Raw genomic sequence first — 19,354 nt, forward strand, 5'->3', positions numbered from 1 at the left:
AATAATCCGCGGGAGTAATCCGCCTTTCCTTGAGGAACCAATGCTCTGCGCGCGTGTTCCTGTTCTAGAACAAAATATGAACAATAGGAGTCCCGCATGTCGTCCCATGGTAAAACGCCGAGCCGCTCCGCGGTTAACCATAAAGCTTCCGCAGAGGCAGCCAACCCGAAGGTCAATCCCGACCCGTCCGACAATCAGATCAAGGACCCGGACGAATGGGTGTCCGGCGACGAGCCGATGACGGGCGCCCAAGCGTCGTATCTGAAGACCCTGTCCGAGCAGGCGCACGACCCGAAGGCCTTCGACCCCGATCTCGACAAGGCGGAAGCCTCGAAGCGGATCGATCAGCTGAAGCAGAAGCAGGGTCATTGACCATTCGCGATCGAGCGTCATGGTTGGCCCCGCGGCGGCCATGACGGGTGTTTGATGGCAGGCAAAGGACGCTGCATCCGACGGCTTGGCCGGATTCGAACGGCCATGCCCTTCCGCAACCCTATGGGCATCACCACATTATCCCCTGGGAGCATTGTGCTCCGAAGGGATGTAACGAAGACGATGATGAACTTTGCTTCTCGCCGCAGCCGAGTGATGGTCGCCCTGGCGGCTGCCCTGGTCCTCGCCGGTAGTGCGGCGGAGGCTCGCGTCGGGCGGGGGAGCGGCAGCTTCGGATCGCGCGGCGCACGCACCTATACGGCCCCGCCGGCGACCCGCACGGCGCCCGACGCCGCGGCCCCGATCCAGCGCTCGCAGATCCCGAACCAGAGCCCGACCATGTCCCGTCCCGGCACCCCGGCTCCGAACGTGGCGCAGCCGCGCCGCTTCGGCTTCGGTACGGGCCTGATGGCCGGTCTGTTCGGCGCGGGCCTTCTGGGCATGCTGTTCGGTCACGGCTTCTTCGGGGGCCTCGGCGGTCTCGCGTCGATCCTGGGCCTTCTGCTCCAGGTCGGCCTCGTGGTCCTGCTGGTCTCCTTCGCCATGAAATGGTTCCGCCGGCGCCAGCAGCCGGCCTTTGCCGGCCCGAACGGTGACCAGGGCTACGCTCGATCCATGGGCGGCAGCGTGCCGCCGACCGGCGGGCGCCCCATGGGCGGCGGCTTAGGCGGTGGTCTGGGCGGTCTCGGCGGTGCCCTTGGCGGCGCTCTCGGCGGCCGGCCGCAGCAGGCGCAGGCCCGACCGGGCGTGCGCGACGAGATCGGCATCGGCGAGAAGGATTACGCGGCTTTCGAGCGGGGCCTCGTCGAGATGCAGGATGCCTATTCGCGGGAAGACGTCGCCAAGCTGTGGCAGCTCGCGACTCCCGAAATGGCGGGCTATATCCAGGAAGAGCTCAACGACAATGCGGCCCGCGGCGTCGTGAACAAGCTCTCCAACGTGCGCCTCAACCAGGGCGACCTGTCGGAAGCCTGGCGCGAGGGCGCCGCCGACTACGCGACCGTCGCGATGCGCTTCGGCATCACCGACGTCATGGCCGACCGGGCCACGGGCCGGGTGGTGGAAGGCGATCCGAACCGGGTCGAGGAGGCGACGGAGCTCTGGACGTTCCGGCGCGACCAGGGCGGTCCCTGGAAGATCTCGGCGATCCAGCAGGCCTAAAAGGCTCAATCACGAATAGGGAAGCGGCCGGTGCGGACCGGCCGCTTTCTTGTGTTCGACGTCTGTAGATGTCCCGCTCGCGCCGCTGTCATGGCCGGGCCGGTCCCGGGCATCCGCGCGGCGCTTCTCATGATCGGGATCACCGGCACGAGGCCGGTGATGACGTGGATCGGTCGCGAAAGGTCCGCAGAATGCGCTGGTTACTCGGCGGCCTGACGTCGGCCCGCATGAGAGCCCTCGCGCACCTCCTCGATGATCTTGCTCACGAAGGCGTCGAGATCTCCCGGGTTGCGACTGGTGATGAGACCCTTGTCGGTCACCACGGTCTCGTCGCGCCATTGTCCGCCCGCATTGATCACGTCGGTCTTGATGGAGTGATAGGACGTGCACTGCTTGCCCTTGATCACGCCCGCCTCGATGAGCAGCCAGGGCGCATGGCAGATGGCCGCGACGGTCTTGCCCGAGGAGTAGAAGGCCCGGATGATCTCGAGTGCCTTCGGCTCGACGCGCAGCTTGTCGGGGTTGATCTGGCCGCCGGGGAGGACGAGCGCGTCGTACTCGGCAGGGTTCACGTCGTCGATGTCCTTGTCCACCGACACGGTCTTGCCCCAATCCGTCTTGTCCCAGCCGTAGATCTTGCCGGATTTCATGCGCGATTTCGGAGCGGCCACTTCGACCGTCGCTCCCGCGTCCGACAGCTTCTCCTGCGGGACCGTCAGCTCCGACTCCTCGAAGCCGTCGGTGGCCATGATGAGGATTTTGGCCTGTTTGATGTCAGGCATGGTTGTCTCCGTCGTTGAGGGGGAAATCCCTCTGAGAACGGACGGGACAGGCGGCGGTTCCGACATGCGACGACGTGGAACCCTGACGGCGCGGTCCTGTTGACCCGATCAATGATGCCAACAAACGAGGAAGACGCGATGGTCAATCCAGGTGTGCCGACGAACGATCCCGTGCCCGGCGGCAACATTCCGAGCGAGGTGCCGCCCGGCTCCGTGCCCGACGAGGAACCGGATATCGGTCCGACCGGACCGCGGACGCCTTATCCGGTCAACGACCCGGGCATCACCGATCCGAAGGGACCCGGTTCCGAGCCGGATTACCTGCCGGGCAATCCCACCGATCCCGGCACGCGGTTCTGAGGCGGAGGATCCCGATCCATCACGAGCCGGCGGCGCTGTGCCCGCCGGCTCAGATCTCGATGATCGCGTAGGGCTTTCCGGTCGGCTTCTCGATATGCTTGGCGACGTTGTAGACCGGCTGCCCGCCGGGCGTGCGGCCTTCGAAGCGGCCACGATGGGCGTGTCCGTGCACGATGGCGTTGACCTTGAAGCGGTCGATGGTCTCGGCCAGTCGCGACGAGCCCAGGAACGGATAGATCTCCAGCGGCTCGCTTTCGATCGTCTCGGCGATGGGCGCATAGTGCAGGATCACCATGGAGCGCTTGGCGCGGACATGGCGCATGGCGTTTTCGAGCCGCAGGGTCTCGTTCATGGTCTCGTTGACGAACTGCTTCATGGCCGGCTCGCCGAAATAGCCCAGCATGCGCCGCCCGAAGCCGCCGGCGAAACCCTTGACGCCCACGAAGCCGACGCCGTCGATCTCGATCGATTGCCCGTCGAGCAGCTTCATGCCGGCATCGCGCAGGATCTGCGCCACCTCTTCGTGCGCGCCGCATTCGTAATCGTGGTTGCCGAGCACGCCGACGACCGGGATCGAGCAGGCTTTCAGATCCTGCGCGAGAAGCTCCGCCTCCTTGGGCTTGCCGAGATCGGTCAGATCGCCGGCGAGCACCAGCACATCCGCCTCCCGGGAGATTTCCCCGAAGAGCTCGCGGTAGGATTCGGCATTGTCTTCACGGACGTGAAGGTCGCCCATGGCGGCGACCTTCATGGTCTGCTCTGGTTCGTCACTCATTCCGCCATTCACCTTCGCCGCCCACATCGGCGAAGCCCCATTGCTTGACATCGATCTCGTAATCGATGCGGGAGAACATCCGTCCGCGGCAGACCTTCATCTGCGGCGGCGGAAGATCGAGCTGCTTGGCGAGCCTGTCGAGAAGCTCGTCCATGACCCAGCGCGGAACCTTGTCGCGCTCGGACGGGTAGATCCAGCGGAAGTTGAGCAGGTGCATGAGCAGCACCTCCCAATGCACTTCCATGTAGGCGAGCAGGGCGTGCCAGTCGATTTGGTCGTGCGCCTTCAGGATCGTGTGCGCCACGTCGGCGCCGTCATAGCGGTGGCGCAGCTGGATGAAGCATTTCGACCAGACGAGCTCGGTCGGTCCGACGATGCGCACGGGCGAGCCGAAGACCTCGATCTGGCGTGCGCGCTCGAACCACTGGTCGCCGATCGGCATGGTGCCGTTCGACGAGGCGAAGATCACGTCGAAGAAGTACTGGCCCTTGAAGACCTTGCCGAGCCAGCGGTCGTCCTCGATTTCGACGGAATAGCCGATGCTCTTGAAGTGGGACAGGACGCGCGTGTAGTCGCCGGCCTTGCAGAAGATGTCGAGATCCTTGGTCGGACGGGTGATGCCCGTATAGGCGGATAGCGCATAGGTGCCGGCCAGCAGGAAGGGCAATCCGAGGTGGTTCAGCTCCCGAAGCGCTTCGGCATAGAACGCTTCGGATTCCGGATATTTGAGGGTGGGCTCCGCCTTGGCGTCCATCATCGGAACGCCCGGATGAGCTCCGGAAATGAGATCGGGATCGTGAACTGCCATGGCCTTGTCCAAGCGCGGCCGAGAATGCCCCGCGTTCGACAACAGAATGGCCGTAATGAAGTTCCTTGCCGGCCCAGCTTAATGGCGGAAAGGCGCGGGTGCCGCTCGAATCGGCTCCGGTCCTGCGCTTTCGTGGAGGACGGAGGGCCCCGGTCCGGCCTGCTCCGGCTCAATGATCTCCGTGCGAGACCCGGACATCTCGCGGAGAATTGAGGATCTCGAGCAGGCTCTGGGCGATGTGCCGGGCTTCGTCGTCTTTCAGGCGCAGCAGGAAAGGGGGCAACATCCCGGCCTGGAGGGCCACGACGGCCATGCCGTTCTCGTCCATGCCGACATCGATCGTCTGGGACGTCACGTCGACCATCTCCTCCGGCATCTCGTCACTGTCCTCGGAGGTCTCGCCGATGGCGGCGAGCAGCTGGCTCACGGCCCTGACTAGCGAGCGCGCGGCGTGGGGGTCCATGACCACGGCGGTCGATTGCTCGCCCTTCTGGAATGCCAGCTGAATGTTGTCGCCTTCGAGCGTGACGGAAATACCTGCCATGAGCGTCCTCGTCTTTCCCGTCCCCATATGGGGAGCACCTGCTTCGAGGGAAAGGCAAAGGCCTTGGTACGACAGATGCGCCTCGCCCCCAAGGGAAGAAGCGCATCCTGGTAAACTGGCGGTATGAGCCTCGGCGTCAGGTGCCGCCGCCCGAGGACCCGCCCGTGCGCCGGCGGGTGGTGCCGACCGTGCCGGCGCCGGCCGTTTCCGGCAGTCCCACGCTGCCGGCGCCGGCGGCGCCCGGCCCCGACATCATGGTGCCGGCGATGCCCGCATCCGTTTGCTGCTGGATGCGCAGGTTGTTCTGCACGTGGGACACCCCGGAGATCGACTCGGCCAGGTCCTCCGCATGGCGCTTCTCGAAGCGGCTGTTCACCGTGCCCGTGAGGGTGACCTCCCGGTTCTCCACCCGCACCTCGATCTCGGAGGCATCGAGATGCGGATCCTCGGTGAGCCGGTCGTTCACATCCTCCAGGATGCGGGCATCGGAGCGCTGATAGCCCTTCGGGCCGCGGCCGCGATGCTGGCCGGCCTCGCGCATGTCCCTGTCGCGGCGGCGCTCCGCGTCCTCGTCGCCGAACCAGGACCGGACTTCGTCGCCGGCCCGTTCGAAGAAGCTGCGATCCTCGTTGTAATCGCGCGAGCCGCGCCCGAAGCTCTCCTGACCATAGCGATCCTGGCCGGAGCGATCGCGGCCGTAGCGGTCCTGCCCGAACTGATCCGGGTCGCGGCGGCGGTCGGAGCCGAAGACCCGGCGCTCGGAACCGCCGCGGTCGTCGCCCACCACGTCATGCCAGTCGAGCGCCGAGCCGCCGGTGCCGTAGCCGGCCGAATCGCCATAATCGCGCTCGCGAACATCCCGTTCCAGGCGCCAGCCGTCGTCCCCGCCGGAACGGGAGCCGCTGTCATATCCCGCGCGTCGGTTGCCGAAGCCGCGGCGGGCGATGTAGCCGTCGTCCTCGCGGTCGCGCTGGTCAAAATCCGGATTGCTGTAACGGCGTTCGTTGGCCATGAGAGCGCTCCTCATCGTGGGTGGCCCGAGGCCACCGGCTGTTGGTTTCGAGCCACCAACGTGAAGGCGCGGGCGAGTGTTCCTGCGAGTGTTCCTGCGAGTGTTCCTGCGAGTTTCCCTTCAAGCCCGGATCGTCGCCCGCCGGCGTTTTTGACCGCTGCCATTGAACGGTTGCGCGGGCTTTGCATTGACCGGAACGGGATTTTCCAACGAACCGAGGTTGAACGATGGCCGATCTGTCCGGATTGAGCGACGAAGCCCTGGCGGTTTTCGCCTTCGCGGCCTATCACGAACTGTCGAGCGGCCAGCGGGTCCGCAGCGTGGTCCAGAAGGACGGCGCCGGCCACAGGGCGAGCGATGCGGCCGTAGACGAACTCGACGGCCGCGGCCTCATCAAGGCGGACGGCCGGGAGATCGTCTTCACGCCGGCCGGCGAGGAAGCCCTGCGGGACATCCTGGGCGGCATCCGGGGCAGCCGCTAGAGCGGCCCGGAAATCGCCGGAATTCCAACCAGATTGCGTTTCGGCTCCAAAAGGGCCTTTGCCTTGTAATTGCCCCATCCGTGCCTTAGGTACAGGCCATCGACATTTGGCCGGACGACTGGGCTTCCCGCTTTGGCACTGCCGGGCGCACGTTCCTTCTCTACCATCTATCGACTAGCGGGTGACTGGCCTTGGCCCTCATCCACGTGCAATCGACAGTGAAAAGGATTTCCCATGGAACAGGGAACCGTGAAGTGGTACAACGAAACCAAGGGATATGGTTTCATCCAGCCCGATAACGGCGGCAAGGATGTCTTCGTTCATGCCACGGCGCTTGAGCGCGCCGGCATGCGTGGCTTGCGCGAAGGTCAGAAGATCTCTTACGAGCTTCAGACCGACCAGCGCACCGGCCGCCAGTCTGCAGTGAACCTGCAGAACGCGTAAGGTTTGATGCCGGAGGACGTGCCCTGCACGTCCTCTTGCATATGGCCGTTCCGGTTCAGGGGCGGCTTTTTTGTTATGAGGAAGGCTTTGCATGGCAAAGGAAGAACTGATCACCTTTGAAGGACTTGTGACCGAAATTCTGCCCGACGCGCGCTACCGCGTGCAGCTCGACAACGGGCACGAGGTCATCGCCTACACGGCCGGCAAGATGAAGAAGAACCGCATCAAGACCCTGGCCGGCGACCGCGTGACCGTCGAGATGTCGCCCTACGACCTCGAGAAGGGCCGGCTCATCTTCCGTCACAAGGATTCGGGTGCCTCTTCCGGTCCGCGTCCGCCGCAGCGCGGCAACCAGCAGTTCCGGCGTCGCTAAGACGGCAGGCGCCCCGAACCGGCGCGCCTGTCGATATCGAGAAAGTCCTGACGGCCCAAGGTCCGTCACGCGACCGCGTGCATCACCGACAGGGTGACGCGGTCGGGGCCGAGATCCTCCTCCATGTCGGTGAAGTGCATCAACTCGGCCAGCCGGTTGCGCGCGCGGTTGACCCGGCTCTTGATGGTGCCGACCGCGCAACCGCAGATCTCTGCCGCCTGCTCGTAGGAGAAGCCCGAGGCTCCCACCAGCAGCAGCGCCTCGCGCTGGTCGTGGGGCAGGCGGGCGAGAGCCTTCTGCAGATCCTCGAAATCGAGATGGGGCAGCTGGTCCGGCTGCACCGAGAGGGCGGCCGCATACTTGCCGTCCGCATCCTCGACCTCGCGGCGGCGCTTGCGGTATTCGGAATGGAACAGGTTGCGCAGGATGGTGAAGAGCCAGGCCTGCATGTTCGTGCCGGGCTGGAAGCGATCGATGTTGGCGATCGCCCGCATCAGGGTTTCCTGGACGAGGTCGTCGGCGCGGTCCACGTTGTTGGTGAGGGAAATGGCGAAGGCGCGCAGGTTCGGGGTCGCCTTGAGCATGGAGTCGCGCAAATCGATGTCGATACTCATGACTGCTGCTTCTCTCCCTTCACGCCGTCGAGCCGGTTGATGATCTCGATGAAACGGTCCGGCACAGGCTGCTCGCCCAGCGCCAGGGCATCGTAGAACTGGCGCAGGCGCTGGCCGATCTGGGCCTGAACCGAGGGGCTCAAGGCTGGGGATTCGGATTTTCGGAGGCCAGGGATCGGTTCTGGAATGTCGTGAGGCATCGCGTTCGGGTTCTTTTTCTGCATTGGGCTGTCCTGGTCCATCGAAGCGGCGACCTCCCGCAGGGGACGCGCTGACGGCGGCACCCCATCGCCGTGGAGCTAACGTCAAGCCCTTGTGATCGTTCCGCCCCGGAACCTACCCCGTCGGCGCTCATCCACAGGCAAAAGAAGCGGGAACTTTTTCTCTTACGGCCAAGTTTCCCTCGATGAACGCCGCCTCCGTGCGGTGGATCAGTGTAGAGGGAGTATCTCCATGGCAATCAGCACCATCCTGCTCATTCTCGTCATCCTGCTGCTCATCGGCGCGGTGCCGGCCTGGCCTTACAGCCGAGGCTGGGGCTATGGCCCGAGCGGGCTCCTGGGCGTGGTCCTGCTCATCCTCATCATCCTGCTGCTGATGGGGCGGCTCTGACGCTTCGGATTCCGGTCGGAACGTGAAGAGGGCGGCCGCGAAGGCCGCCCTTTTGCGTCGTCAGACGTGGGAGGCTCCCGTGGGGCTCGTGGTCGCCACGGGGCTGCCGTCCGGCCCGTTGCGGTGGGGGACAGGGGCCGGCCGGCGCTTCACGGCGGAACGGGAAAACGGAAAAAGGAGCGCCCGGACCCGTCGGGCCAGGGCGCTCCGGGAGGCTCAGGCTCAGTAGTAGATCGGGTGGCTGTTGTCGACGAGCGTGTCGCTGTCGACGATGCCGGCCACCTGGGCCGAGGTCGCGTTGCCGAACACGGCGGTGTTCGTCGCCACCTGGTCGATGGTGTTGTAGGAATCCTGCACGTTGACGCCGCCGAAATAGTCGTGGCTGCTGTCGAGCAGGGCGTCCGCGTCGACGATGTTGCCGACCTGCGCCGAGGTGGCGCTGCCGCCGAAAGCGGTGTTGTAGGCGTCCTGGAAGATGTCGTTGTCGGAGAACTGGTAGTTTTCCATGGTGGGATCCTCTTCGTTAAGCGTTGCTCTCAAGACCGCCTGAGATGCTCTCTCCGTTGGCGATGATTGGACTGTGCCTGACGTTGCGGAATGCTGCTGTGAAGCGCTTCACACCTGAAAAATTCTTCGATTTTTTTGCGAGGGCCGCGCCGGCGGGCAGGCCTGCGGATGAGCCGGCAGCCGGGCGCGAACGCTCTGGCGGGCCGCTCCCGAACGGCCTACAATGGCGCATCGCCGGCAGGGATCTCCGGGCGCCGGCGGCTGAGGGAGATTAAGGGCCCCCGCCGGCAACCAGGGGGAGCGTCATGCCCCTCGACATCTCGTACCAGCCCATCGGGGTTTTGATCGACGGCCACGACAGCGAGGGCCGTCTCGTCCTGGCCGGCGGGCAGCTCGCCGCCGTGATCGTGCGCCTCGACGGCGACGCCCACGAACCCGAATACAAGGGCCTCTGGCACCTGGAGGCCGGCTTCGGCAAATGCGACATCGGCGGCGCCCCCCTGTTCGCCACCCCCGACGAGGCGGGCGCCTGGGTTGAGCGGATCCTCACCGACGAGACCCCGTGAGACGGGCAGCCTGTTCCATGGAAGCCGTGGCCGGCACGGCGCGCCCGCCGCCCGGTTGCATGGCTCGTTGCATGCCTCGTTCCATGCAAGCTTTGGCTGACGAAGCGGCAGGCGGGTGCCATCCTCAGCCGGATGCGCGGGACATCGGGCACATGTCGCTCGCATTTACAGTTTAGCGGTTGCAAGCTGGTCCCGCGCTTAGCCGAACCCCACCCCCTCCTGCCACGTTCTCCCCATCCACCGGAGAACTGTCTATGCCCATGGTCATCCAGGCCGGTCTGTGGGGTCTGCTCAGCGGGTCCGCCCTCGTGCTGGGGGCGCTGATCGGGACCTTCGTCAGGCTGCCGCAGCGGGTCATCGCGGCCGTGATGGCGTTCGGGGCCGGGGTGCTGATCTCGGCGCTGTCCTTCGACCTCATGGACGAGGCGTACCGGACGGGCGGCATCGTCTCGACTGCGCTTGGCTTTCTCGCCGGCGCGGCCGTCTATACGGGGGCGAACATCGTCGTGACGCGGCGCGGCGCCAAGCACCGCAAGCGCTCCGGCCATGCGGAGGATGCGCGCCAGGCCCACAGCAGCCAGGAGGGCAGCGGGCTCGCCATCGCGCTCGGCGCGCTCCTCGACGGCATTCCGGAATCCATCGTGATCGGGGTGAGCCTGCTCGCCGGCGAGGGGGTGAGCCTCGTGGCCGTGGCGGCGGTGTTCCTGTCGAACCTGCCCGAGGGGCTCTCGAGCGCCGCCGGCATGCGCCGGGCCGGGCGCTCCCGGGCCTATATCTTCGGCATCTGGGGCGGCATCGCGCTCGCTTCCGGGGTCGCGGCCCTCCTGGGCTACGCGGTGTTCGCCGAGACGGGCCCCGCCACCATCGCGTTCGTCACCGCCGTGGCGGCCGGGGCGATCCTGGCCATGCTGGCCGACACCATGGTGCCGGAAGCCTTCGAGACCGCGCACGAATTCGCCGGGCTGATCACGGTGGCGGGTTTTCTCGCGGCCTTCACGCTGTCGCGGGTGCTGGGCGGGTAGGGACGCCGCCCTTGGGGGCGCCCTCTCCACGTCATGGCCGGGCCTGTCCCGGCCATCCCGATGCTTTGAGGCGCGGCGTTCCAGATTCTCGAGATCACCGGGACGAGCCCGGTGATGACGGGGAGGGTCGGGCCGGGAGGCGGCCGGGTCCTTACTCGGGGATCCGCCGGGTGTAGTCCTCCTTCAGGCGGCTCCAGGTCTCCCAGAACGGCCTTGGCTCGATGCCGGCCGCGCGGGCGGCCAGGATGTCGAGATGGGCGTGCCAGCCGGAGCTGACATTGAGCAGGGTCGCCCGGTCGGGCACGCGGCGGTGGACCAGGGTCAGCAGCACCTCGGAGCCCTTGCGCTCCAGCTCGAAGGAGACGCCGCCGGTCGACCCCCAGGTGATGGCGAGGCGGTGGGGCGGGTCGAGCTCGGTGATGCGGCTCTCCATCCGGTGCTCCTCGGAGAAGCCCGGCGGGCGCTCGCCGGGCGGGTTGGTGAGCTCGTGGTTGCGCCAGACGAACTCGACCGGCGCGCCGACCTTGAGCTCCATCTCGCCCGCCGCGAGCCATTGCCGGCGCAGGTCGCTCTTGGTGAGATAGTCCCAGATCCGCTCGATGGGCCCGGGCAGCAGACGCTGGATCGTCAGGGTAGCCGGGTCGGTCAGCACCCCGTAGGGGCTGCGCTCCGCAAGATCCGTGGTCGCAAGGTCGCTCATGGTTTGTCTCCTTCGGGGGTTTCGGGTGTCCGGGCGTCCTCCTCGCGGAGGAGCCGTTCCAGCACGTCCAGACGGTCGGTCCAGAAGCGTTCGTAGATGCCGAGCCACTCATGGGCGCTCGCGAGCGGCCCGGGATCGAGGCGGCAGACATGGGTGCGGCCGCGGATCTCGCGCCGCAGGAGGCCGGCATGTTCGAGCACCTTGATGTGCTTCGAGGCGGCCGCGAGCGAGATCGAGAAGGGTTCGGCCAGCTGGCTCACCGTGCGCTCGCCGTCGGCGAGATCCCGCAGCATCCGGCGCCGGGTCGCGTCGCCGAGAGCGTGGAAGACGGTGTCGAGCTGAGGAGCCTGTAATTCAACCATGTGGTTGAATATAGAGGGGTCAAACGAGATAGTCAACCGGTTGGTTGAATGATATGCCCGTCGACATCTCCCACGTCATCACCGGGCTTGTCCCGGTGATCTCAATCCGGGAAGCGCCGAGTTTTTCCGGATTGGGATGGCCGGCACGAGGCAGGCCATGACGGGCTGGAGGTGTCATCTTCTCTCCAGACGCATGAAGCGTCCCGAGCATTCCGGCCTCGTGCCAAACCCTGTACATTACGTTAGGGAAGAAGGGGTCAGTGGGAGGATGCAGAGAGGATTCGATGCCCATATTCCTGGACCGGCACGACCTGAAGGGCCTGACCGCGGCCGACATCGCCGAGGCCCATCGCAAGGACCTGGACGTTCAGGGGCGCTACGGGGTGCGGTTCCTGACCTACTGGTTCGACGAGACCCGCGGCACCGCGTTCTGCCTCATCGACGCGCCCGACATCGAGACGGCCGGGCGGGTGCATGACGAGGCCCATGGGAACATCGCCCGCGACGTGATCGAGGTCGATCTCTCGGCCGTCGAGGCGTTTCTGGGCCGCATCTCCGATCCGCACCCGGCCGGGGCCTCGCCGGGGGCGATCGATCCGGCCCTGCGCACCATCATGTTCACGGACATCGTCGAGTCCACCGCCATGACCGAGCGCCTGGGCGATGCCCGCGCGGTCGAGATGGTGCGGGCGCACGACGCCATGGTCCGCCGCGCCCTGCACGACAACGGCGGGCGCGAGGTCAAGCATACGGGCGACGGGATCATGGCGGCCTTCGCCGACGCGACCGCCGCCGTGGACGCGGCGCGCGCCATCCAGCGGGCCTTCGAGGCCTTCAACATGGCGAGCCGCGAGAAGCTCAGGGTGCGCATCGGCCTCGATGCGGGCGAGCCGGTGGCCGACCACAACGACCTGTTCGGCGCCACCGTCCAGATGGCGGCCCGCCTGTGCCAGAGCGCCGAGCCCGACACCATCGTGGTGTCCGGGACGGTCACCGGTTCGCTTCCCACCCGCCTGCGCCTCGTGGATCTCGGAAGCCGGAGCCTGAAGGGCTTCGCGCAGCCGGTCGCCGCCTACGAGGTGGCGTGGCGGTGAGGGAAGGGCCGCATGGTCCCGGCGCCGCCACAAACGCCGTCATGACGGCGTTGTCCACGGGAGGACGGGCGCGGAGCGTCGGGTGATGGTCAGGGGACTGGTCTGGTTCGTGCTGTTCGGGGCCGCGTCGGTGGCGTTCTACCGGGTGAACGACCGGATCGTCTGGGACGTGTGCCGGCGCGAGAGGCGGCCCTATCCGCCGGCCTGGACGCTCTCGCCCTACTGGCAGTGGCGTACGATCGCGGGCGGCTGGTACGCGGATGCGCGCCGGGCCGGCCTGCTCCTGCCGAAGGCGGCCGCCACGGCCGCCATCCTGGCCGCCAGCATCGGGTCCGTGGTGACCGGTATCGTTAACGCCATGCCGGGATAAAGCATCGGACCCAAAAGTGGACCCACTTTTGGGATCGGATCCGATGGTCATTCCATGAAGTGGCGCATCGTGCGGCCCCTTGGGTCCGTACGATGCGCAAGGCGCGCCGCCTTACCGCCCCTTGCGTCCCTTGTATTTCGGCTTCTGGCCCGCGAAGCCCTGCGTCGAGCGCGCGGCCGGGCGTTCGCGGTAGTTGAGCGGCACCTCCCGGTCCGTGCCCGGGCCCATCTCGTCGAGGCCGGGCTTGCGCACCCGGGTGCCCTCGTCGGACCGCCCCTTGCCGGTTGGCCCGTAGGCGTCGGATTCCTCGTCCCCCGCCGTGGCGCCGTCGGGCGAGGGCGGCAGACCCTTCGGCGGCAGGTTGGCGCTGCGGCCGTACTTGCGCGAGCCGCCGTACCGGCCCGCTTCCTTCTCCACGTCGCTCTGGCGCGCCATCGGGTCGTCGCTGATGGCGAGCTCGGTCGCCTGCAGGCGCTTGAGCTCGTCGCGCAGGCGGGCCGCCTCCTCGAATTCCAGGTTCGCCGCGGACTCGCGCATGCGCTTTTCCATGTCGGCGATGACGGCCTTGAGGTTGTGGCCCACGGTCCTGTCGGCGAGGCCTGTGTCGACCGACACGTGGTCGCGCTCGTAGACGCTCTCCAGGATGTCCGCGATGTTCTTCTTCACCGATTGCGGCGTGATGCCGTGCTCGGCGTTGTAGGCGAGCTGCTTCTCGCGGCGGCGGTTGGTCTCCGCGATGGCGCGCTCCATGGAGCCGGTGATCTTGTCCGCGTAGAGGATCGCCTTGCCTTCCACGTTACGGGCCGCGCGGCCGATGGTCTGCACCAGCGACGTTTCCGAGCGCAGGAAGCCTTCCTTGTCCGCGTCGAGAATGGCCACCAGGGCGCATTCGGGAATGTCGAGGCCCTCGCGCAGCAGGTTGATGCCGATGAGAACGTCGAAGGCGCCGAGCCTGAGATCCCGGATGATCTCGATGCGCTCCAGCGTGTCGATGTCCGAGTGCATGTAGCGCACGCGGATGCCGTTCTCGTGCATGTACTCGGTGAGGTCCTCGGCCATGCGCTTGGTGAGCGTGGTCACGAGGGTGCGGTAGCCGTTCGCTGCGAGCTCCTTCACCTCGTGCACGAGATCGTCGACCTGGCTTCGCGCCGGCCTGATCTCCACCACGGGATCGACGAGGCCCGTGGGGCGGATGACCTGCTCGACGAAGACGCCGCCGGTCTGCTCCATCTCCCACTTGGCCGGCGTCGCCGACACGTGGACCGATTGCGGCCGCATGGCGTCCCATTCCTCGAAACGCAGGGGGCGGTTGTCGAGGCACGAGGGCAGGCGGAAACCGTATTCCGCGAGCGTCGCCTTGCGGCGGAAGTCGCCCCGGTACATGCCGCCGATCTGCGGCACGGTCACGTGGCTCTCGTCGGTGAACACGAGGGCGTTGTCGGGCAGGTACTCGAACAGGGTCGGGGGCGGCTCGCCCGGCTTGCGGCCGGTGAGATAGCGCGAATAGTTCTCGATGCCGTTGCACACGCCCGTGGCCTCGATCATCTCGAGGTCGAACTGCGTGCGCTGCTCGAGCCGCTGCGCCTCGAGCAGGCGGCCCATGCGGGCGAGCTCCTGCAGGCGGTGCTGCAGCTCGTCCTGGATGCCCTTCACGGCCTGCTGCAGGGTCGGGCGCGGCGTCACGTAGTGCGAGTTCGCGTAGACCTTCACGAATTGCAGGTCGTTGGTCTTCTTGCCGGTGAGCGGATCGAACTCGACGATGGACTCGATCTCGTCGCCGAAGAGGCCGATGCGCCAGGCGCGGTCCTCCAAGTGGGCGGGAAAGAGCTCGATCACGTCGCCGCGCACCCGGAAGGTGCCGCGGGCGAAGTCGCTCTGGATGCGCTTGTACTGCAGGGCCACCAGATCCGCGATGAGCTGGCGCTGCTCGATGCGCTCGCCCACCTTCACGGAGAACGTCATGGCCGTATAGGTCTCGACCGATCCGATACCGTAGATGCACGACACGGACGCCACGATGATCACGTCGTCGCGCTCGAGCAGCGCGCGGGTCGCCGAGTGGCGCATCCGGTCGATCTGCTCGTTGATGGAGCTTTCCTTCTCGATGAAGGTGTCCGAGCGCGGCACATAGGCCTCGGGCTGGTAGTAATCGTAATAGGACACGAAGTACTCGACCGCGTTGTCCGGGAAGAACGACTTGAACTCGCCGTAGAGCTGGGCGGCGAGCGTTTTGTTGGGCGCCAGGATGAGGGCGGGGCGCTGCGTCTCCTCGATTACCTTGGCCATGGTGAAGGTCTTGCCCGAGCCCGTGACGCCGAGCAGCACCTGGTCACGCTCGGCCCGGCGCACGCCGTCCACCAGCTCGGCGATCGCGGTCGGCTGGTCGCCCGAGGGCGTGAAGTCGGATTTGATCTTGAACGGGATGCCGCCTTCCGACTTCTCGGGCCGAGGCGGGCGGTGCGGCACCCAGAGCGTGCCGTTCTTGAAGCGCGGGTCCCCCTCGGTGAGGAGCTTCGAGAGCGCATCGACGGTCGCCGACACGCCGGAGCCCGGGGACAGCTCGCCCAGCTCCTCGGCCACGTCCGGCCCGTCATCCGGCCCCTTGAGGCCGAGCTTCTTGGCGAGCGCCGGGTCGACATCGGCGATGTCGCCGTGGATGAAGGTCTCCTGCGCCCGCTCGGCGAACCCCTCGGCCGCCTCCCGCTCCCGGTTGACCGCCGGATTGAGGAGATCGGCCAGATACGGATCCAGCGGCTTGAGCTCAGGCTTGGACGCCTTCCCGGTGGAAAGCTTGGGCTTCTTGGGTGATTTGGCCATAGAACGAATATGGTACGAACGGCCGGGGAATGGAAGAGGAGAGGCGGTTATACTGTAGGCCTCTCGGCCTTCCGGCTCCCGCCTCTCACGGCCCTGACGAGCGGCACGACGAGGTAGTGGACCAGCGGGATCAGCACGGCGCCGAGCACCAGCCCGAACAGTCCGGAGGCCGCCGCCGAGACGAGCCACTCCACCAGGCCCCCGAGCGCCGGAACGGCATGGCCGGCCGCCACCGCGACATCGTGGATGGCGTGGCCGAGGCCGGCGAAGCCGTAGCCTTCGAGGCCGTGGATGATGATGCCGCCGCCGACCCAGATCATGGCCGCCGTGCCGACGACCGCCAGAGCCTTCAGCAGGATCGGCATGCCCTTCACCAGGCCGCGCCCGAACGCGGTCGTCACGGGGGCCAGGAGGCGGTCCGTGTGCAGGGGGGCGCCGCCCTCGCGCCCCAGGAGGCGCGAGACCGGCCGGTCGGTGCGGGCGAGCGCCACGCCGGCATCGTCCGCCTTCACGATCAGGGCGACGCCGCCATAGACCAGGGCCGTGATGCCGATGCCCACCACGGCGAGCACGACCGCCTGCATCCAGGTCGATCCCGCCGGGAGGCTCGCGAGGGTGATTGCCATGATCTCGGCCGACAGGATGAAGTCGGTCTTGATCGCGCTGCTGACCTTCTCGTCCTCGAGATTGCGGGCCGGCTGGGTCGCGGCCCCGACCGCGGCCTCGTGCTCGTGGGCGCCGTGCGGGGACAGCGCCTCGAACACCTTCTCCGAGCCCTCGTAGCAGAGATAGGCGCCGCCGATCATGAGCAGCGGCGTGATCGCCCAGGGGGCGAACAGGCTGAGGAGGAGGGCGGCCGGCAGCAGGTAGATGAGCTTGTTCTTGAGGGACCCCAGGGCGATCCTGCCGACGATCGGCAGCTCCCGCGCGGCGGAAAAGCCCGTCACGTAGCGCGGCGTCACGGCGGCGTCGTCGATCACCACGCCGGCCGCCTTGGCGCCGGCCTTGGCCGCCTGGGCGGTCACGTCGTCGAGGGAGGCGGCCGCGACCTTGGCCAAAGCCGCAACGTCGTCCAGCAGGGCGATCAGCCCGATGCTCATGAGGGCTCCTGTCGAAAGAGGGGCGAGCGCGACGGCGGCTCGCCGAGCCACAGCTATCGCGCGGGTTCGGTCTCGACAACGCCCGACGCGAGGATTCGGTGCACAACGGCTCGGGTTGCGCCGCCGTTCCGCCTGTCATCCGCCTGTCATGGGCCAGGGGCATGAGGATCCGGCTAACCTTGACCGTCTCGCGGGAGATCCCATGCACCGTTCCCTCATCGCCGGCTCGCTCGCAGCCGCTCTCCTCTCCGGCACGGCGTTAAGCGCCGGGGCGGCGGAATACTTCGACCGCATCGCCAGCTTCCCCATCACGGCGAACCTGGCAAAGGACCAGGATCAGAAGGGCGACACGGTCGCCGAGATCATGTCGGCGAGCGAGGACGGCCGCCTGCTGGTCTACACGGACAGCCCGCGCAAGGCGCTCGGCTTCATCGACATCGCCGATCCGGCGCAGCCCAAGGCCGGCGGCACCCTGGCGCTGGGCGGCGAGCCCACCTCCGTGAAGGTCGTAGGCGGACAGGCCTATGTGGTGGTCAACACCTCCGAGAGCTTCACCAACCCGAGCGGCAAGCTCGTAGCCGTCAACCTCACCGACCGGACGATCGCGGCCGAGTGCGCCCTGCCGGGCCAGCCCGACTCGGTCGCGGCCCATGCGGGCGTGCTCGCCATCGCCATCGAGAACGAGCGCAACGAGGAGGTCAACGAGGGCGCGCTGCCGCAGCTCCCCGCCGGTTCGCTGGTGCTCGCTTCGCTCAACGGCGACCAGGTCGATTGCGCGGCGCTGAGGACCGTGAGCCTGACGGGCCTTGCGGCCGTCGCCGGTGAGGATCCGGAGCCGGACTTCGTGGACGTGTCCGCCGAGGGCAAGGTCGTCGTGACCCTGCAGGAGAACAACCATATCGCCGTGGTCGATGGGAAGACCGGCATGGTCGAGGCGCATTTCTCCGCCGGCACCTTGGACCTCAAGGCCATCGACACCAAGAAGGACGGCAAGATCGAGCTCACCGGCTCCATGGACAAGGTCGAGCGCGAGCCGGACGCGGTGCACTGGATCGACGCCGACCGCTTCGTCACGGCGAACGAAGGCGACTGGAAGGGCGGATCGCGCGGCTTCACCATCTTCAACCGGGACGGCAGCGTCGCGTACGAATCCGGCACGAGCCTGGAGCACGAGATCGTGTCGCTCGGCCATTATCCGGACAAGCGCAACAAGAAGGGTGTCGAGATCGAAGGCGTCGAGACCGGCCGCTTCGGCGGCGACACTCTGATCTTCGTCGGCTCCGAGCGTGCCTCGGTCGTCGGCGTCTACCGCGACACGGGCGCCGCGCCGGAACTCCTGCAGGTTCTGCCGACCGGCATCGGGCCGGAGGGTCTGCTCGCCATCCCGTCGCGCAACCTGTTCGTGGCCACGAGCGAGACCGACCTGCACGGGGACGGCGGCCCCGCCCCACACGTGATGATCTACCAGCGCGCCGAGCGCGCGGCGCCCGCCTATCCGACGATCCGCTCCGCCAAGAACGCCAGCGGCCTGCCGATCGGCTGGGGCGCGCTCTCGGGCCTCGCGGCCGACAAGACCGAGGCCGGCCGGCTCTACGCGGTCACCGACAGCGTCTATGGGGCCGCCCCGCGCATCCTCACCATCGACGCCACAAGGAAGCCCGCGCTCATCACGGCCGAGACCCTCGTGACCCGAGGCGGAGCCGCCGCGGAGAAGCTCGATCTCGAGGGCATCGCCGTGGCCCGCGACGGCTTCTGGCTCGCCTCCGAGGGCAACCTGGAGAAGGGCGTGAAGAACCTCCTCGTCCGGGTCGACGCCAAGGGGGCGATCCAGGAGGAGATCACCGTTCCGGCAGAGCTCGAGAAGGGCGCGAAGAACTACGGCTTCGAGGGCGTGACGGTCACCGGCTCGGGTGCTGACGAGACCGTGTGGCTCGCGGTGCAGCGCGAATGGGCGGACGACGGCAAGAACGCCGTGAAGCTCCTCGCCTACAGGCCGTCGGACAAGAGCTGGCGCGCCGTGCGCTATCCGCTCGACGCTGCGCAGGCCGGCTGGATCGGCCTGTCGGAGATCACGGCCGCGGGCGACCGCGTCATCATCATCGAGCGCGACAACCAGATCGCCGAGAAGGCGGCGGTCAAGAAGCTCTACGCGGTGTCCCTCGCCGACATGAAGCCCGCGGCGCTCGGCGGCGAGCTGCCGCTCGTCCAGAAAACGCTGGTGCGCGATCTCCTGCCCGACCTGAAGGCCGCAAAGGGCTACGTGCTCGACAAGGTCGAGGGCTTCGCCATCGACGCGGCGGGCGACGCCTACATCGTGACCGACAACGACGGCGTCGACAATTCGTCCGGCGAGACGCAGTTCCTCAAGCTCGGGAAGCTGTGACGCTTCGCCCAGAGAGTGTGTGAAGAGAGCGTGT

At 67.1% G+C, this 19,354-nt stretch carries 24 protein-coding genes; 12 read left to right on the forward strand and 12 right to left on the reverse strand.

Going from position 1 to position 19,354, the window contains the following annotated elements:
* Positions 1–96 precede the first annotated feature (96 nt).
* Positions 97–372 carry a DUF3072 domain-containing protein gene (locus tag HPT29_RS06660; protein ID WP_173946161.1) on the forward strand — a complete coding sequence of 92 codons (276 nt, stop codon included), beginning with the start codon at positions 97–99 and terminating at the stop codon, positions 370–372.
* A gap of 183 nt (positions 373–555) precedes the next feature.
* Entirely contained in the window at positions 556–1,593 is a 1,038-nt protein-coding gene (locus tag HPT29_RS06665; RefSeq protein WP_173946162.1) for a Tim44 domain-containing protein, read from the forward strand.
* A 200-nt stretch (positions 1,594–1,793) separates the two neighbouring features.
* On the opposite strand, the gene HPT29_RS06670 is transcribed toward HPT29_RS06665, so the two are convergent.
* Positions 1,794–2,375 carry a type 1 glutamine amidotransferase domain-containing protein gene (locus HPT29_RS06670; RefSeq protein ID WP_173946163.1) on the reverse strand — a complete coding sequence of 194 codons (582 nt, stop codon included), beginning with the start codon at positions 2,373–2,375 and terminating at the stop codon, positions 1,794–1,796.
* A gap of 138 nt (positions 2,376–2,513) precedes the next feature.
* On the opposite strand from HPT29_RS06670, the gene HPT29_RS06675 reads away from it, so the two are divergent.
* Positions 2,514–2,735 carry a hypothetical protein gene (locus HPT29_RS06675; RefSeq protein WP_173946164.1) on the forward strand — a complete coding sequence of 74 codons (222 nt, stop codon included), beginning with the start codon at positions 2,514–2,516 and terminating at the stop codon, positions 2,733–2,735.
* 49 nt (positions 2,736–2,784) lie between these two features.
* On the opposite strand, the gene HPT29_RS06680 is transcribed toward HPT29_RS06675, so the two are convergent.
* From HPT29_RS06680 to HPT29_RS06695, 4 genes are all read right to left on the reverse strand, one after another.
* Complete coding sequence (locus HPT29_RS06680; RefSeq protein ID WP_173946165.1) at positions 2,785–3,510, reverse strand: metallophosphoesterase family protein; 726 nt, start codon at positions 3,508–3,510, stop codon at positions 2,785–2,787.
* Positions 3,503–4,318 (reverse strand): nucleotidyltransferase family protein, encoded by an 816-nt coding sequence (locus HPT29_RS06685; protein ID WP_247654352.1) that lies wholly within the window; start codon positions 4,316–4,318, stop codon positions 3,503–3,505. Before HPT29_RS06685 ends, HPT29_RS06680 begins: the two co-directional genes overlap by 8 nt.
* A gap of 169 nt (positions 4,319–4,487) precedes the next feature.
* Entirely contained in the window at positions 4,488–4,862 is a 375-nt protein-coding gene (locus HPT29_RS06690) for a hypothetical protein (RefSeq protein WP_173946166.1), read from the reverse strand.
* A gap of 136 nt (positions 4,863–4,998) precedes the next feature.
* Positions 4,999–5,874, reverse strand: a complete 876-nt coding sequence (locus HPT29_RS06695) for a BON domain-containing protein (RefSeq protein WP_173946167.1) — start codon at positions 5,872–5,874, stop codon at positions 4,999–5,001.
* A gap of 227 nt (positions 5,875–6,101) precedes the next feature.
* Here HPT29_RS06695 and HPT29_RS06700 point away from each other — a divergent pair, with 227 nt between their 5' ends.
* The 3 genes from HPT29_RS06700 to infA all read left to right on the forward strand — a co-directional run bounded on the left by HPT29_RS06700 (position 6,102) and on the right by infA (position 7,173).
* Positions 6,102–6,356 (forward strand): hypothetical protein, encoded by a 255-nt coding sequence (locus HPT29_RS06700; protein ID WP_173946168.1) that lies wholly within the window; start codon positions 6,102–6,104, stop codon positions 6,354–6,356.
* A gap of 234 nt (positions 6,357–6,590) precedes the next feature.
* Positions 6,591–6,800, forward strand: coding sequence for a cold-shock protein (locus HPT29_RS06705; protein ID WP_009494616.1), 210 nt, complete (start codon positions 6,591–6,593; stop codon positions 6,798–6,800).
* 91 nt (positions 6,801–6,891) lie between these two features.
* The gene (infA, locus tag HPT29_RS06710) at positions 6,892–7,173 is read left to right on the forward strand and encodes a translation initiation factor IF-1 (protein WP_009494617.1); all 282 of its coding nucleotides are present in this window, start codon (positions 6,892–6,894) and stop codon (positions 7,171–7,173) included.
* A gap of 65 nt (positions 7,174–7,238) precedes the next feature.
* Here infA and HPT29_RS06715 read toward each other — a convergent pair whose 3' ends face one another.
* Both HPT29_RS06715 and HPT29_RS06720 read right to left on the reverse strand, forming a co-directional pair.
* The gene (locus tag HPT29_RS06715; protein WP_173946169.1) at positions 7,239–7,787 is read right to left on the reverse strand and encodes a sigma-70 family RNA polymerase sigma factor; all 549 of its coding nucleotides are present in this window, start codon (positions 7,785–7,787) and stop codon (positions 7,239–7,241) included.
* Positions 7,784–8,011, reverse strand: coding sequence for a NepR family anti-sigma factor (locus HPT29_RS06720; RefSeq protein ID WP_173946170.1), 228 nt, complete (start codon positions 8,009–8,011; stop codon positions 7,784–7,786). The genes HPT29_RS06715 and HPT29_RS06720 overlap by 4 nt, the downstream gene beginning before the upstream one ends.
* Positions 8,012–8,240: 229 nt before the next feature.
* On the opposite strand from HPT29_RS06720, the gene HPT29_RS06725 reads away from it, so the two are divergent.
* Positions 8,241–8,399, forward strand: a complete 159-nt coding sequence (locus HPT29_RS06725; protein ID WP_173946171.1) for a DUF3309 family protein — start codon at positions 8,241–8,243, stop codon at positions 8,397–8,399.
* A 222-nt stretch (positions 8,400–8,621) separates the two neighbouring features.
* Here HPT29_RS06725 and HPT29_RS06730 read toward each other — a convergent pair whose 3' ends face one another.
* Complete coding sequence (locus tag HPT29_RS06730) at positions 8,622–8,906, reverse strand: hypothetical protein (RefSeq protein WP_173946172.1); 285 nt, start codon at positions 8,904–8,906, stop codon at positions 8,622–8,624.
* 305 nt (positions 8,907–9,211) lie between these two features.
* On the opposite strand from HPT29_RS06730, the gene HPT29_RS06735 reads away from it, so the two are divergent.
* Together HPT29_RS06735 and HPT29_RS06740 are read left to right on the forward strand one after the other, a co-directional pair.
* Positions 9,212–9,472, forward strand: a complete 261-nt coding sequence (locus HPT29_RS06735) for a hypothetical protein (RefSeq protein ID WP_173946173.1) — start codon at positions 9,212–9,214, stop codon at positions 9,470–9,472.
* Between the two features lie 254 nt (positions 9,473–9,726).
* On the forward strand, positions 9,727–10,494 hold the full coding sequence (locus HPT29_RS06740; protein ID WP_173946174.1) for a ZIP family metal transporter: 768 nt from the start codon (positions 9,727–9,729) through the stop codon (positions 10,492–10,494).
* 151 nt (positions 10,495–10,645) lie between these two features.
* Here the strand turns inward: HPT29_RS06740 and HPT29_RS06745 are convergent, their stop codons facing one another.
* Positions 10,646–11,194, reverse strand: coding sequence for an SRPBCC family protein (locus HPT29_RS06745; RefSeq protein ID WP_173946175.1), 549 nt, complete (start codon positions 11,192–11,194; stop codon positions 10,646–10,648).
* A complete protein-coding gene (locus HPT29_RS06750) occupies positions 11,191–11,556 on the reverse strand; it encodes an ArsR/SmtB family transcription factor (protein ID WP_173946176.1) in 366 nt (121 codons plus the stop codon). Before HPT29_RS06750 ends, HPT29_RS06745 begins: the two co-directional genes overlap by 4 nt.
* Before the next feature lie 284 nt (positions 11,557–11,840).
* Between HPT29_RS06750 and HPT29_RS06755 the strand changes: the two genes are divergently transcribed.
* Both HPT29_RS06755 and HPT29_RS06760 read left to right on the forward strand, forming a co-directional pair.
* Positions 11,841–12,650, forward strand: a complete 810-nt coding sequence (locus HPT29_RS06755; protein WP_173946177.1) for a nickel-binding protein — start codon at positions 11,841–11,843, stop codon at positions 12,648–12,650.
* Between the two features lie 85 nt (positions 12,651–12,735).
* Positions 12,736–13,020, forward strand: a complete 285-nt coding sequence (locus HPT29_RS06760) for a hypothetical protein (protein ID WP_173946178.1) — start codon at positions 12,736–12,738, stop codon at positions 13,018–13,020.
* A 111-nt stretch (positions 13,021–13,131) separates the two neighbouring features.
* On the opposite strand, the gene uvrB is transcribed toward HPT29_RS06760, so the two are convergent.
* Together uvrB and HPT29_RS06770 are read right to left on the reverse strand one after the other, a co-directional pair.
* Entirely contained in the window at positions 13,132–15,837 is a 2,706-nt protein-coding gene (gene uvrB / locus HPT29_RS06765) for an excinuclease ABC subunit UvrB (RefSeq protein WP_173946179.1), read from the reverse strand.
* 47 nt (positions 15,838–15,884) lie between these two features.
* Entirely contained in the window at positions 15,885–16,937 is a 1,053-nt protein-coding gene (locus HPT29_RS06770; protein ID WP_173946180.1) for a DUF808 domain-containing protein, read from the reverse strand.
* 202 nt (positions 16,938–17,139) lie between these two features.
* On the opposite strand from HPT29_RS06770, the gene HPT29_RS06775 reads away from it, so the two are divergent.
* Entirely contained in the window at positions 17,140–19,320 is a 2,181-nt protein-coding gene (locus HPT29_RS06775) for an esterase-like activity of phytase family protein (protein WP_173946181.1), read from the forward strand.
* Positions 19,321–19,354 lie beyond the last annotated feature (34 nt).

Origin of the sequence: Microvirga terrae (assembly GCF_013307435.2) — a bacterium.
GTDB classification, from domain to species: domain Bacteria; phylum Pseudomonadota; class Alphaproteobacteria; order Rhizobiales; family Beijerinckiaceae; genus Microvirga; species Microvirga terrae.